Raw genomic sequence first — 12,743 nt, 5'->3', positions numbered from 1 at the left:
GCGAACGCTGGCCAGAGGGGTCGGTAAACAGGGAGGATCAGAAGCGGTAGGCGGCGGTCAGGTGCAGCTGACGGGGCGTGCCTGGCATGATCTGGGCCGCGCTGGTGGCGCTGACGAAGTAGTCGTGATCGGTCAGGTTCTCCACGCTCAGCTGGGCTTCCCACTGGGGCCAGCGGTAGCCGGCACGGGCGTCGAAGCGGGCGTAACCGGGCAAGGTGGTGGTGTTGGCGTTGTCGGCGAAGCGATCCCCCACCGCCGTCATCCCGGTCTCGCCGAACCAGCCCTGCTTGCCGCTCTGGTAGCCGGCGAACAGCTGGCCGTTCTGGCGGGAGACGTTCATCGGTCGCTTGCCTTGCAGGTCCGCGTCTGCCTTGACCTGCTCGGCATCCTGGATGGCGACGCCGCCGCGCAGATAGATCTCGTCGGTCAGCTGGGCACGGGCGCTCAGCTCGATGCCGTCGGTGCGCTGCAGACCGGTGAGGATCACCTTAGTGGGATCCAGCGGATCCTTGCTGCGCTTGTTGTACATCTCCAGCCGGTAGAGAGAGAAGGTGGTGGCGAGGCGGCCGTTCAGCCAGTCGCTCTTCACGCCCCCTTCATAGAGCCGGGTGTGCTGGGGATCCAGGTTGTTGTTCTTGTCCCCCGGGGTGATGCCGATAAGCTCACCGCCCACCGGGGTGAAGGTCTTGCTGTAGGAGGTGTAGAAGGCATGCTCCTCGATGGGGTTCCACACCAGGCCCAGGCGCGGACTCAGGCTGGTGACCGAGAGGGTCTCTTCCTTGTCGAGGTCGTTGCGGCGGCTGGTGACGGTGAAGTCGTCGCGGCGCAGGCCTGCCAGCAGGTGCCAGTCGCCCAGGCTGAGCTGATCCTGCACATAGAGGCCGACACCGCGCACCCTGTGATGGGCGTCGCTGGAGAGTTTCATGGCGCCGTCGTAGGTGGGCAGGGAGCCCGGATCATAGAGGTTGCCTGCCGGGATCGGGTTGGCGTTCTGGTAGAGCTTGGGGGTGCGATCCTGCCAGCCCTGCTCCAGGCCCACCAGCAGACGATGGGCGATGGGGCCGGTCTGCAGCTGGCCTTCCGCCTCGGTGTTGCTGGTGAGGCTGCTGGCCTTGAGATCCTGCTGCCAGCGGGCGCGGGTCACCTTGTCACCCTTGACGCTGGTGACATAGGTATTGTCGAACTGGCTGTCGAGGGTGGTGTAGCCGAGCTGCTGGCGCAGTTGCCACTGATCGTTGATGTCCCAGGTGAAGCGGGAGCGGGTGGACTGGGCCACATCGTCGATGAAGTCGCGGCGTGTGTCGCTGTAGACGCTCTCGATGGGGACATCCGCCGGGCGACCATCGACGCCGGGAATGCCGCGATCCGGGGTGCGATCGTGCTCGTTGCGCTCGTATTGCACCAGCCAGTTCAGGGTGTCGGTGATCTCCCAGTTGACGGAGGGGGCCAGCAGGGTGCGCTTGCTGGTCACGTCGTCGCGAAAGCTGTCTTTGTCTTCCTGGGCCAGGTTCAGGCGCACCTGTACCCGCTCTCCTGCCTCGCCGTTGAGGTCGGCGGCGAAGCGTCGGCTGTCGAAGCTGCCGACCTGGGCGCTGACGCTGGAGGCTTGCCCCTTCTGGGGAACCTTGCTGACCCGGTTGACGATGCCGCCCGTGCTGCCACGGCCGTAGAGCACGGCGGCGGGGCCCTTAAGCACTTCGACCCGTTCGATGTTGCCAAGGTCGCGGGTGTATTGCATGTCGTCGCGCAGGCCGTCGAGGTAGAAGTCATTGCTGGCGCTGAAACCGCGGATGGTGACGCCGTCAAAGCGGGTGTCGCCGCTGGCGTTGACGCCAGGGATGCCGGTCAGGGCTTCACTCAGGGTGGGCTGGCCGAAGGCGGTCAGCTCGCTTGCCTTGACGCTCTCGATGCTCTGGGGCACCAGCTTGGCCGGGGTGGCGGTACGGGTCGCGGTGGCGACCTCTTCATGTTGGCTGCGTTTGCCGACCACGGTCAGGGTTTCGTCTTCGGCACGGGGGCTGGTGCAAACCGCCAGCAAGGCGACGCCCAGCAAGGCGCTCGGGGGGGTGGAATGGTTCATCTGGGTGTGACTCTTTGTCGACCAATCGGCCTGAACTTGTTGATTTATTTGTAATTATTGATTTCTCTCATCGCGAGAGGTTGCTAATGATATTGATTTTCATTTGCCTTGCAAGGAGAAGATGCAAGAAAAAGAGATCATTGGCGGGCAGGTACTGAGGGGGCTGGAATCTCGGGGAAAAGGCCGGGGGTGCCTTGGTTCGGTTCGGAGGGGACGCTACCATGGTGGCCTCGCGCCTTGGCGCACCATCCGGCACACACAGGGAGAGAAACATGGTCGAGATCATCAGGGCGGATCTGCACAACCCTCGCCACGGCGAGGCGCTGATCGCGATGCTGGACGAATACGCCAGGGACGAGATGGGGGGCGGCAATGCACTGGCGGACGAGGTGAAGGCGAATCTGGCCGACGCCCTGGCCGCGCGGCCCGGTGCCCATGTGCTGCTGGCCTGGGTCGATGGGGAGCCCGCTGGCGTTGCCACCTGCTTCGAGGGCTTCTCGACCTTCGCCTGTCAGCCGCTGCTCAATATCCACGACATGGCGGTGCACCCTGCCCATCGCGGCCACGGCATCGGCAAGCAGCTGTTGGCGGAGGCGGAGCGGCTCGCCCGGGAGCTCGGTTGCTGCAAGCTGACCCTGGAGGTGCTGGAGGGGAACAAGGTGGCCCAGGCTGCCTATCGCGCCAGCGGCTTTGCGGGTTATGAGCTCGATCCCGAGGTGGGCCGGGCCATGTTCTGGCAGAAGAAGCTCTGAGCCTCAGTGACAACGCGATCTTCCCAAATGAAAAACGGCGCGCAGAGTGCTCTGCGCGCCGTGTCGTCAGGTGGTGGCCGACTTAGAAGTCGTAGCGGGCCGCCAGCTGGAAGTCATCCTTGGTGTTGAGCTTGCCGCTGTCATGGCTGTCGAGGTTGTTGATGCGGTACTCGCCGATGACGCGCAGGTTCTTGTTGAACTTGTACTGGGCACCCAGGGTGTAGTAGTCGATGGAGTCGTAGTCAGACTTGCCAGCCTGCTCCACCTTCTGCTTGTTCCACAGGGCCATCAGGCCGAAGCCGCTCTCGAAGTTGTAACCCAGCGCCCCTTCCCAGCCGGTGTGATCCTTGCCAGTGGCCAGGAAGTCGCTGCCGTCGGCATAGCTCAGGGCGGCGTAGAGGGCCTTGTTGTCGTACTTGGCGGAGAGCAGCCACAGCTTGGCATCCTCTTCACCGCTCTTGTCGCGGATGCCCACGTTGTAGGCGGTCCCCAGGGAGAGGTTGAACGGGAAGGTGTAGGCCACGGCGGCACCGTAGGCGGCATCGCTGTCCTTGCTGGAGGTCTCTTCGGTGTCACCGCCATCGAACTTGTAGCTGGTATCGACCTGGAAACCGTTGAACAGGCCGGAGTACTTCAGCACGGAGCCGGCGCGGTTGGTGGCGAAGGTGTCGGTCTTGGCGCCCAGTGCCTCGTTGCCGTAACCGTCGGAGAGAGAGACATCAGTCCAGTCCGCCAGGAAGCCAGGAGCCCCCTTCTGGCGACCGAAGGTGACGGTCCCCCAGTTGGCGCCGACACCGGCGAATGCCAGACGGGTACGCAGGTTGTCGGAGTTCTCGCTGACGGTCTTCTCGCTGTCGTTGATGTACATCTGCAGTTCGTACTGGGCCAGCGCCTTGAGACCCGGGTTGATCTCGCTCTCTACCTTGGCGCCCAGACGGACAAACTGGTTGGCCCCCTGTTTGTCGCTGTATTCGTTCTTGATGTCACCGTTGGCGTCCAGCTCTTTCTTCTCGCCGAAGAACTGGCCGGCGTAGATGCGGCCGTAGAGGTCGAGCAGGGTGCTCTCGTTTTTGTACACTTCGACGGCTTGAGCCTGGAAGGCGGCGGTAAGAGCCAATGCTACTACTGTCAGCTTTTTCATCATGATCCCTTGTGTTGCAAGCTTTTGTTTTAAAAGACGGGGCCATGCTAGAAGTGACAGATGACAGTCGGGTGACCGTGCAATGAACAAACCGTGTCGGTTCCATGTCAGCGGGATGAAAACCGGGATTTATGTGGCTGGTCGCCACTTTTACGCGCAAAGGTTTGCCCTTGTGGTAGAATGCCGCCCGTTTTCGAGCTCCTAAGGTTGGATATGCGATGAGACGTGAACTGGCAATCGAATTTTCCCGAGTGACGGAAGCGGCTGCACTGGCTGGCTACAAGTGGCTCGGACGTGGTGACAAGAATATCGCCGATGGCGCGGCCGTGGCGGCCATGCGCCACATCCTCAATCAGATCCAGATCGATGGCGAGATTGTGATCGGCGAAGGGGAGATCGACGAAGCCCCCATGCTTTACATCGGCGAGAAGGTGGGCACGGGTCAGGGCGACGCCGTGGACATCGCGGTCGACCCCATCGAGGGGACCCGCATGACCGCCATGGGTCAGGCCAATGCCCTGGCCGTGCTGGCGGTGGGCGACAAGGGATCCTTCCTCAAGGCTCCCGACATGTACATGGAAAAGCTGATCGTGGGCCCCAAGGCGAGAGGCGCCATCGATCTCGATCAGGCCCTGGAGCTGAACCTCAAGGCCGTGGCCAAGGCGCTCGGCAAGCCCCTCTCCCGTCTGACCGTCATCACCCTGGCCAAGCCGCGTCATGACAAGGCGATCAAGGAGATGCAGGGCCTGGGGGTGCGGGTGTTCGCCATTCCCGACGGTGACGTGGCCGCCTCCATCCTCACCTGTCTGCCGGACAGCGAAGTGGACATGCTCTACGGCATCGGTGGCGCACCGGAAGGGGTGATCTCCGCCGCGGTGATCCGCGCCCTGGACGGTGACATGCAGGCTCGCCTGATCCCCCGCCACCAGGTCAAGGGTGACAGCCCCGAGGTTCGCGCCCTGGGTGAACAGGAGATCGCGCGCTGCGAGGAGCTGGGCATCGACGTGAGCAAGGTGCTCAAGCTCGAAGATCTGGCCAAGAATGACAACGTCATCTTCTCGGCCACCGGCATCACCAAGGGTGATCTGCTGGAAGGGATCACCAGCGACGGCGTCATGGCGACCACCGAGACCCTGCTGATCCGCGGTAAATCGCGCACCATCCGTCGTATCAAGTCGATCCACTTCCTGGATCGCAAAGACAGCGTGGTACGCGACATCATCCTGTGATGTGCTGACTCCCGCAGCAAGAAGCCCGGCACTGCCGGGCTTTTTGCGCTCTGCAGGGCGCCAGGGTACCCGGGCAAGGATAAGGCTTAGGAGAAACCGGACTCCTTGCTACACTGCGGTGCCCCACAGAGGAAAAATCACATGGAATGTCGTCAGGGATGTGGTGCCTGCTGCATCGCCCCCAGCATCAGCAGTGCCATTCCCGGCATGCCGGATGGCAAGCCCGCCGGTGTGCCCTGTGTGCAGCTCGATGCGCACCTGGGGTGCAAGATCTTCGGCCAGCCGGAGCGCCCGGCGGTGTGCGGCGGCTTTCGCCCCATGGCGGACGTGTGCGGCTCCCATCGCCAGGAGGCCATCTGGCTTATCGGCGAGCTGGAGCGGCTGACCGCCTGAGCCCTTGACCCTCTCCCTCGGGGAAAGGGTGTCTGCTTGTCTCCCTTCATCTCCGCCCCTTCTCCCGCAAGGGGAGAAGAGAGCCACCATTCGGAACAATGGCAATAAACAATACCAATAAAAAGAGGCCACAATTGCGGCCTCTTCCTGTTTCGTGACGAACTGGCGTCAGACGTCGGCCAGCTGTAATGCCTGGCGGTAGTACTCGTTGGCCTTGTTGGTCAGGCGGCGCTTGTCCATCACCTGGCCGAGGGCGTGGTAGAGGGCGGCATCAGGCGCCTTCGCCACTTCCTGCTCCAGCAGGCGCTGGGCTTCGTCCAGTTGACCGGCCAGCAGGCAGACCCGGGCCAGCGCGGCTTCGGCGCCAGGCTGATCCTGGATCTTTCTGAGCAGGGTCAGCATGGGCTGGTAGTCGTCCAGTTTGAGCTTGGGCAGGCGGGCGAACAGCTCGGGGGAGGGATCCTTGCGCAGGGCCTCCAGCCAGAGATCGGCGGCTTCGGCATCGGCCCCCAATCGGCGCAGGCGATCCCCGTAACTGGCCAGCAGCACGGGATCCTGGCGCTGTTTGCGGGGCAGACCCTGCCAGACCGTGCGCAGGGTGTCGAGGGAGCCGCTGGCGGCCTCCAGACGACCGCACCACGCCTGGTGCAGCAGGGTCTCTTCCTGCTGGGCGGTCAGCTTGCCCACCTTGCGCAGGGCAGGGGCGAGATCGATGAGGGCCGCCCAGTCTTCACGGGCCAGATACACCTGACGCAGCTGATCCAGCACCATGGGGTGGCGCGGGTTGAGGGCATAGATGGACTCGAGGCGACCGAGGGCGCTGTCGTACTGGCCCTGCTCAATCTGCAACTGGGTCTGGATCAGGGTCAGTGCCAGCTCTGCCTTGGGGTTCTCTTCCTGAGCTTTCTGCAGGTAGTGATCCCGGCGCACGTCATCGCCCCGGGCCTGGGCCACCCGGGCGGCGCTCAGGTAGTTGAGTAGCGGGGTGTCGCTGTTGTCGGCGCCCTTGATGAGGAGCTTCTCGGCCTGGTTGTAGTGCCCCTCTGCCATGGCCAGGGTGGCATTGACTGTTTGCAGGTTGGCCTTGCGGCGGCGGCGGGAGCCGAACCAGCCCTGGGTCTTGCGGCGCAGGCCGAACAGGCGGGCCAGCACCCATTCCACGATGAGCAGGGCGCCGTAGAACAGCACCGCCAGGATCACCGCGCTGGTGACCGAGGATTCCACCGTGTAGTTGCCCAGCGAGATGAGCACATAACCCTTGTTGCCGGAGGCTTCGGGACCGAAGATGAGGCCCGCCACCATCACGGCGACTATGACGATCAGACGAATCATGGTCTCCTCCTCAGTTGCCGGCCAGGATGCGTTGCAGGCGTTCGGTCAGCACCTGTTCCAGCATGGTCTGGGTCTTGAACTGATCCGGGTAGTCAAACTGGATCTGCTCGCCTTTGAGCTTGTCGAGCTCGGACTGCATGTACTGGGTGGCGCTGTTGTCGGCATCGAAATACTGGGTCAGCCAGCGCTGGGCCTTCTCCAGGCTGTCGACATAGAGGGACTGCTGTTCGCGATAGACGGCGAGCTGGGCCTGCAGCAGCTTGGTCTTGAGGTTCTCCCGCAGGAAGATCTCCTGCTGCGGGGAGAGCAGGGCTTCCACGGCGCCATCGCGACGACGGATGGTGATGAAGTTTTCGGTGAACTTGACCCAGTTCTTCTTCAGGTTGCTCTGCCACTCGTCCGGGTTGGTGCTGACGGTCTGGTCGGGCTCGCTCTTGGCTTCCGGCATGCTGACGGTGGAGAGGGGCAGCAGCTCGATCTGGTCCGAGAGGGCGGCCAGCTTCAGGGTCAACCCTTCGCGATCGACTCGCGGCATCCCCTTGAGCTTGGCGATGTCTTCCGCCAGCGCCTTGCGGATGGGCATCAGGCTGGGGTCGTTGAGCGCCTTGATGCGCTCGTCGGCGTTGCCGAGCAATGTGATGGCGGAGACGATGTCGTGTTCGAGCCACAGCTTGCGGCCCGCCATGCGCACCAGGTATTCGGATTCGGCCAGCATCCAGTCATTGGGGCGCTTGTCGTCCAGATCCAGCACCTTGGTCTGCAAGGCGTCCAGCGCCTCCTGCAACTGCTGCTGGCTCTTGCCGAGGGCACCGATCTGTTCGGCATCCTTGCTGCTGCCCTGATCAATTCTGGTCATGGCGTCGGCCAGTTGCTGCTTGAGGGCTACCAGTTCGGCCTGCTGGGCAACGGCGTTCTGGTGTCCGTGCACATAGAGACCACCGGCCAGCCCCAGGGCCAGCAGGATGGCGATGCCGCCAAGCACGGTGCCAGAGCTGCCCTTCTTGCTCCCTGTCGTTCCGGGCGCGGGCTTGTTGTTGTCGGCCACGGTGGCCGCGGCACTCGGCTGGACTTCTTGCTGTTCAGTCATTCCATCTTCCTCAGTTCCAGGGCGGCCACCAGAGCCTGGTTGGATGCACCTTGGGCAATCACGATACGGGTAAAACCAGCCCCTTCTGCCATCTCGGCCACCCGGGGACTGGGCACCACCAGCAGGCGGTCATAAAGCCAGGGGTGCTGCGGGCCGGGCACTAGGGCCAGCAACCGCTGCAACAGTTCGCCACTGGTGATGAGCAGGCTGTCGAGCCCGGCTGCCTGCCAGTGGCGGGTCAATGCGTCCCCGTCAAGATCGGGGTAGTGGCGCTCGTAGGTGGCACAATAGTGCACCAGTGCGCCCCGTGAGGCCAGCGTCCGGGCGATGAGATCCCGCCCGTCGTTGCCGCGCAGGATCAGCACCCGGCGGCCACTCACCCCTTGCAGTGCCGGCAGGGCCAGCAGCCCTTCGCTGCGGGGATCGGCCGGGCACAGGGCCTGGATGCCAACCTCGGCAAAGGCATCCGCACTCGCCTGGCCGACTGCAAAGTAATCAATATGTGGCCAGGTCTGACCAGTTTGCAACAGAAAATAATGTGCAAAATGAACGGCATGCATGCTGACGGCGATAACGAGGTCCGCCTCTCGCAGCATGTCACCCAGGTGAGGGAGGTCGCATCCCGGCCGGGTTTCCAGCAACGGACAGCAGAGCGGTGCATGACCCAACTGGTGCAGCATCTGCACCAGCTGGTTGGCCTGGGCGGCCGGGCGCACCACCAGGGGGACCATCAGGCGGCGCTCCGGGCAGATGACCGCGAACCGGTCCGTACTGCACTCATGCCCGGTAGACCTCGGCCAGGATGACGTCGGCGCCGGCGGCCAGCAGGCGCTGGGCCAGGGTGTGGCCCAGTGCCTCGCCCTCTGCCAGGGGGCCGCGGATCTCGTCGCGAATGACGCGGGCACCGTCCGGGCTGCCCACCAGGCCACGCAGCCATACTTCTTCTCCCTGTACCAGGGCATAGGCCCCGATGGGCACCTGACAGCCCCCTTGCAGGGCGCGGTTCATGGCGCGCTCGGTCAGCACCCGGATGCGGGTCTCGGCGTGCTCGAGCGGCGCCAGCAGGGCGTGCAGCTCGTGATCGTCGAGGCGGCATTCGATGCCGACCGCCCCCTGGCCGTTGGCGGGCAGGCTCTGCTCGGGCTCTATGAAGGCGGCGATGCGATGGGCCATCTCCAGTCGTTTCAGGCCGGCGGCGGCCAGGATGATGGCGTCATATTCACCGGCATCCAGCTTGGCGAGGCGGGTGTTGACGTTGCCCCTCAGGTCGCGGATCACGAGATCAGGGCGGGCAGCGCGCAGCTGGCACTGACGGCGCAGGCTGGAGGTGCCGACCACGGCCCCTTGAGGCAGCTCGTCTATCTGGTTGAAATGGTTGGAAACAAAGGCATCACGTGGGTCTTCGCGCTCACAGATGGTGTGCAGGCCGAGTCCGTCGGGGAACTCCACAGGTACGTCTTTCATGGAGTGGACAGCGATGTCGGCACGCCCTTCCAGCATGGCAGTCTCCAGCTCCTTGACGAACAACCCCTTGCCACCGACCTTGGCGAGAGGGGTGTCGAGGATCTTGTCACCCTGGGTGCTCATGGGCACCAGTTCGACCTGCAGATCCGGATGGAGTGCCTCCAGCCGATCTTTCACAAAATTGGCCTGCCACAGGGCCAGTGGGCTCTTTCGAGTGGCAATTCTCAGGGTTCGGGCTGCCATATCAATCAGTTGTTTCATCTTTTGAGAGGAAAACGATCTTACCACCCTTTGCAGGGGCTTTCATGGCGCAGCCCGCAAAAGCGGGGCCAAGCTCAAAAACGGGGGCTGAAAATTATTTTCATTCAGTCAATAATTGATTTTAAGTTATTGAAAATAGCTGGTTTTATTGCTTTCCTCTGATACCGTTACGAACGGGGTCAGAAATAATCCGGTGATTGTGTGCGGGCTTGTTTACCACTGCTGTTTGCATTGTTAACATGATCACACTTTTTTGACGTCTCCCCGTTTTGGTGCGTCATTTCTCTTCCCCATAGGTAGGGCATTGCTGGTTAAACTCGACACGCTGGTGGCGCGCTACGACGAACTCAATCGTCTCAAGACGCAACGAGCGCTGGATCTCATGAGTCGCTACGGGCAGCAGGTTTTCCACTTGCTGCCTGTCATGCTGCACTTCAATCACCCCCTGTTGCCCGGTTATGTGGCAGGGGATGTGCCTCATGGTATCTGGAGTTTTGTCGCCAACGAGGCCCAGCAGGCCTTCATCCAGGATCTCTGCCAGAACGCCAACTGCCAGGGCGGTCTCAGTACCCACGACAAGTCCATCCAGGGCCTCTACTCCATGGGGAGCACCTCCTCCATCGGTCAGTGCTGCCACTCGGATCTCGACATCTGGGTCTGTCACGTGGCCGGTCTGTCGAGCGAGCGCCTCGCCCTGCTGGAACAGAAGTGCCAGCACCTCTCCATGTGGGCCGAGCAGCGGGGGGTCGATCTCAACTTCTTCCTGATCCCCGAAGACAAGTTCCGTCAGCGCAACGATGCCCAGATGCAGGGGGAGAGCTGCGGCAGCGCCCAGCACCTGCTGCTGCTCGACGAGTTCTACCGCAGCGCCATGCACATCGCCGGCAAGCGGCTGCTCTGGTATCTGGTGCCGGCCGAATATGACGATCACTACGACGACTACGTCAACGGCCTGTTTGCCCACGGCAAGTTGAGCCAGGATGACTGGCTCGATCTGGGGGGCTTTGATCGCATTCCTGCCGAGGAGTATTTCGGCTCCGCCCTGTGGCAGCTCTACAAGGGGATCGACTCCCCCTACAAGGCGGTGCTCAAGTCGGTGCTGATGGAGGCCTACTCCCACGAGTATCCCAACACCCGGCTGCTGTCGGTGACCAGTCGCGACTGGTTCCAGCACAACGAGGGGATGCACTACCGCCTCGACAACTACTGTCTGATGCTGGACAAGGTGACCAACTACCTCAAGTCCATCGGCGACATGCAGCGCCTCGATCTGGTGCGTCGCTGCTTCTATCTGAAGGTGTGCGACGGGCTGAGCCATCCCAAGGAAGATCACTCCCCGGACTGGCGCCGGGAGCAGATGGCCCAGCTGGTAGCCTACTGGGGCTGGAGTCCGGAGCGCCTTTACCACCTTGATCACCGTCAGGAGTGGAAGGTCGAGGACGTCAAGGTGGCCTACGCCGAGTTGCTGGAGGCCCTGATGCAGAGCTACCGCAACCTCATCCAGTTCGCCCGGCGCAACAACATCAGCGAGTCCATCAACCCGGAAGACATCGGCATCCTGTCGCGCAAGCTCTATGCCGCATTCGAGAGCCTGCCGGGCAAGGTGCAGCGCATCAACCTCAAGATTGCGCCGGATCTCGGCGAGCCGGATCTCAGCCTGGTACAGGTACCCCACGGCCGCCTGAATCGCGCAGGCTGGTATCTCTACAAGCATTCCCTCGAACCCGCCGACATCATTGGCCGGGCGCCGCTCGAATATAACGGCTACATCAGCAAGCTGGTGGCCTGGGCCTATTTCAACGGCCTGCTGACGCCCCAGTCCCGGGTACACCTGTTCAACCAGGGCTCGGATCTGCACATCGACAACCTGCATCAGTTCTGTCGCGATCTTTCCGGGACCTTCCCGGTCAAGTATCCCCGCGCGACCAACCTGGCCCTGAGCCGGCCGTGCGAGATCCGCCAGCTCTCCATCTTCCTGAACCTGGAGACGGACCCGTCCAGCCACTGGGTGGGGCAGGTGATCGAGTTCGATGCCAACGCCGCGGACGTCTTCTCGTTCGGTCGCAACCAGGAGTGTCTGGTGGGATCCGTGGATCTTGTCTATCGCAACTCCTGGAGCGAGATCCGCACCCTGCACTTCGAGGGAGAGGAAGCCGTGGTGGACGCCCTCACCACCATCCTCGGCAAGATGCACCAGGACGCCGCGGCCCCCGAGATGATCGAGGTGTTCTGCTACAGCCAGCACTTCCGCTCCCTGGTGCGCACCCGCTTCCAGCAGCTTGTGGCTGAATGCATCGAGTTGCGTCTGGCCCGGGACAAGCAGCAGCTGGTCAAGACGCTGGCGCTCGGCAAGGAGAAGTACGGCATCTTCTTCGAGCGGCGCGGGGTGTCGGTCAAAAAGCTGGAAAACGCCATCGATTTTTACCGTCACATCTCCCACAACAAGCTGGATCACCTGCCGCTGCGCCTCGACAAGACTCACAGCCAGCACCTGCCCGGCATCGTCGACGCCTACGCCAGCGAAGGGCTGGTGCAGTTCTTCTTCGATACCCGGGATGCAGGCACCAACATCTATATCCTGGACGAGGCGAACCGGGTGGAGATCTACCAGCACTTCGCCGGCAACAAGGACGAACTGGTACAGGGGGTGAACCGGTTCTACACCTCGGGTCACGAGCGATTCAGCAATGCGGGTCAGTTCAGCAACTTCAACCTGCCCCAGTACTACGAAATCGTGCAGGTGGGTGACAAACTCGATGTGATCCCCTACCGCAGCCAGAGCCCGCAGCGGGACACCCCAGGAGCGGCGCGGGAAGTAGGATGATGCGCTGATAGCCGCACCGGCAAGATGGCAAACGGCCTGCATGATGCAGGCCGTTGTCGTATCCGTGGTGCGGGAATCTGGTGTGGAGGGGGCCGCGGCCAGTGGGGGATGCCGTCGAGCATCGCCGTCAGGGATGAAAGCAAACGGCCTGCTGATGCAGGCCGTTGTCTTACCCGTGAT

General features: G+C 62.7%; 10 protein-coding genes. 4 read left to right on the top strand and 6 right to left on the bottom strand.

All coding sequences use genetic code 11. The annotated features are described in order from the left end of the window. Positions 1-37 precede the first annotated feature (37 nt). Positions 38-2,080 (bottom strand): TonB-dependent receptor, encoded by a 2,043-nt coding sequence (locus AB5Y93_RS08150; protein ID WP_368229151.1) that lies wholly within the window; start codon positions 2,078-2,080, stop codon positions 38-40. A 272-nt stretch (positions 2,081-2,352) separates the two neighbouring features. On the opposite strand from AB5Y93_RS08150, the gene AB5Y93_RS08145 reads away from it, so the two are divergent. After that, positions 2,353-2,832 carry a GNAT family N-acetyltransferase gene (locus AB5Y93_RS08145; RefSeq protein ID WP_134997104.1) on the top strand — a complete coding sequence of 160 codons (480 nt, stop codon included), beginning with the start codon at positions 2,353-2,355 and terminating at the stop codon, positions 2,830-2,832. An 82-nt stretch (positions 2,833-2,914) separates the two neighbouring features. On the opposite strand, the gene AB5Y93_RS08140 is transcribed toward AB5Y93_RS08145, so the two are convergent. Continuing rightward, positions 2,915-3,973 carry a porin gene (locus AB5Y93_RS08140; protein ID WP_029313567.1) on the bottom strand — a complete coding sequence of 353 codons (1,059 nt, stop codon included), beginning with the start codon at positions 3,971-3,973 and terminating at the stop codon, positions 2,915-2,917. Between the two features lie 218 nt (positions 3,974-4,191). Here AB5Y93_RS08140 and glpX point away from each other — a divergent pair, with 218 nt between their 5' ends. Together glpX and AB5Y93_RS08130 are read left to right on the top strand one after the other, a co-directional pair. Further along, complete coding sequence (glpX, locus tag AB5Y93_RS08135; protein WP_039040467.1) at positions 4,192-5,202, top strand: class II fructose-bisphosphatase; 1,011 nt, start codon at positions 4,192-4,194, stop codon at positions 5,200-5,202. Positions 5,203-5,343: 141 nt separating this feature from the next. After that, complete coding sequence (locus AB5Y93_RS08130) at positions 5,344-5,595, top strand: YkgJ family cysteine cluster protein (RefSeq protein WP_010675884.1); 252 nt, start codon at positions 5,344-5,346, stop codon at positions 5,593-5,595. A gap of 168 nt (positions 5,596-5,763) precedes the next feature. Here AB5Y93_RS08130 and AB5Y93_RS08125 read toward each other — a convergent pair whose 3' ends face one another. From AB5Y93_RS08125 to hemC, 4 genes are read right to left on the bottom strand one after another with little or no spacing between them, the layout of a single operon-like run. Next, positions 5,764-6,927: a heme biosynthesis HemY N-terminal domain-containing protein gene (locus AB5Y93_RS08125; protein ID WP_010672692.1), complete on the bottom strand. Its 1,164-nt coding sequence runs from the start codon at positions 6,925-6,927 to the stop codon at positions 5,764-5,766. Between the two features lie 10 nt (positions 6,928-6,937). Next, positions 6,938-8,014 (bottom strand): uroporphyrinogen-III C-methyltransferase, encoded by a 1,077-nt coding sequence (locus tag AB5Y93_RS08120; RefSeq protein ID WP_039039811.1) that lies wholly within the window; start codon positions 8,012-8,014, stop codon positions 6,938-6,940. Continuing rightward, positions 8,011-8,745: a uroporphyrinogen-III synthase gene (locus tag AB5Y93_RS08115; protein WP_239052826.1), complete on the bottom strand. Its 735-nt coding sequence runs from the start codon at positions 8,743-8,745 to the stop codon at positions 8,011-8,013. The genes AB5Y93_RS08120 and AB5Y93_RS08115 overlap by 4 nt, the downstream gene beginning before the upstream one ends. A 46-nt stretch (positions 8,746-8,791) precedes the next feature. Further along, the gene (gene hemC / locus AB5Y93_RS08110; RefSeq protein WP_164882713.1) at positions 8,792-9,721 is read right to left on the bottom strand and encodes a hydroxymethylbilane synthase; all 930 of its coding nucleotides are present in this window, start codon (positions 9,719-9,721) and stop codon (positions 8,792-8,794) included. Between the two features lie 322 nt (positions 9,722-10,043). On the opposite strand from hemC, the gene AB5Y93_RS08105 reads away from it, so the two are divergent. Continuing rightward, complete coding sequence (locus tag AB5Y93_RS08105; RefSeq protein ID WP_042879398.1) at positions 10,044-12,563, top strand: class I adenylate cyclase; 2,520 nt, start codon at positions 10,044-10,046, stop codon at positions 12,561-12,563. The last annotated feature ends 180 nt before the right edge of the window (positions 12,564-12,743 follow it).

Source organism: Aeromonas sp. R10-1, assembly GCF_040908465.1.
GTDB classification, from domain to species: Bacteria; Pseudomonadota; Gammaproteobacteria; order Enterobacterales; family Aeromonadaceae; genus Aeromonas; species Aeromonas caviae.
Note: the sequence above shows the minus strand (reverse complement) of the source record. Positions and strands in the feature narration are given on the sequence as shown.

Coding starts and splice junctions, on each gene's coding strand:
- AB5Y93_RS08140 (WP_029313567.1), bottom strand. CDS start 3,973: ATGAAAAAGCTGACAGTAGTAGCATTGGCTCTTACCGCCGCCTTCCAG.
- AB5Y93_RS08150 (WP_368229151.1), bottom strand. CDS start 2,080: ATGAACCATTCCACCCCCCCGAGCGCCTTGCTGGGCGTCGCCTTGCTG.
- hemC (WP_164882713.1), bottom strand. CDS start 9,721: ATGGCAGCCCGAACCCTGAGAATTGCCACTCGAAAGAGCCCACTGGCC.
- AB5Y93_RS08120 (WP_039039811.1), bottom strand. CDS start 8,014: ATGACTGAACAGCAAGAAGTCCAGCCGAGTGCCGCGGCCACCGTGGCC.
- AB5Y93_RS08125 (WP_010672692.1), bottom strand. CDS start 6,927: ATGATTCGTCTGATCGTCATAGTCGCCGTGATGGTGGCGGGCCTCATC.
- AB5Y93_RS08130 (WP_010675884.1), top strand. CDS start 5,344: ATGGAATGTCGTCAGGGATGTGGTGCCTGCTGCATCGCCCCCAGCATC.
- AB5Y93_RS08115 (WP_239052826.1), bottom strand. CDS start 8,745: ATGGTCCCCCTGGTGGTGCGCCCGGCCGCCCAGGCCAACCAGCTGGTG.
- glpX (WP_039040467.1), top strand. CDS start 4,192: ATGAGACGTGAACTGGCAATCGAATTTTCCCGAGTGACGGAAGCGGCT.
- AB5Y93_RS08145 (WP_134997104.1), top strand. CDS start 2,353: ATGGTCGAGATCATCAGGGCGGATCTGCACAACCCTCGCCACGGCGAG.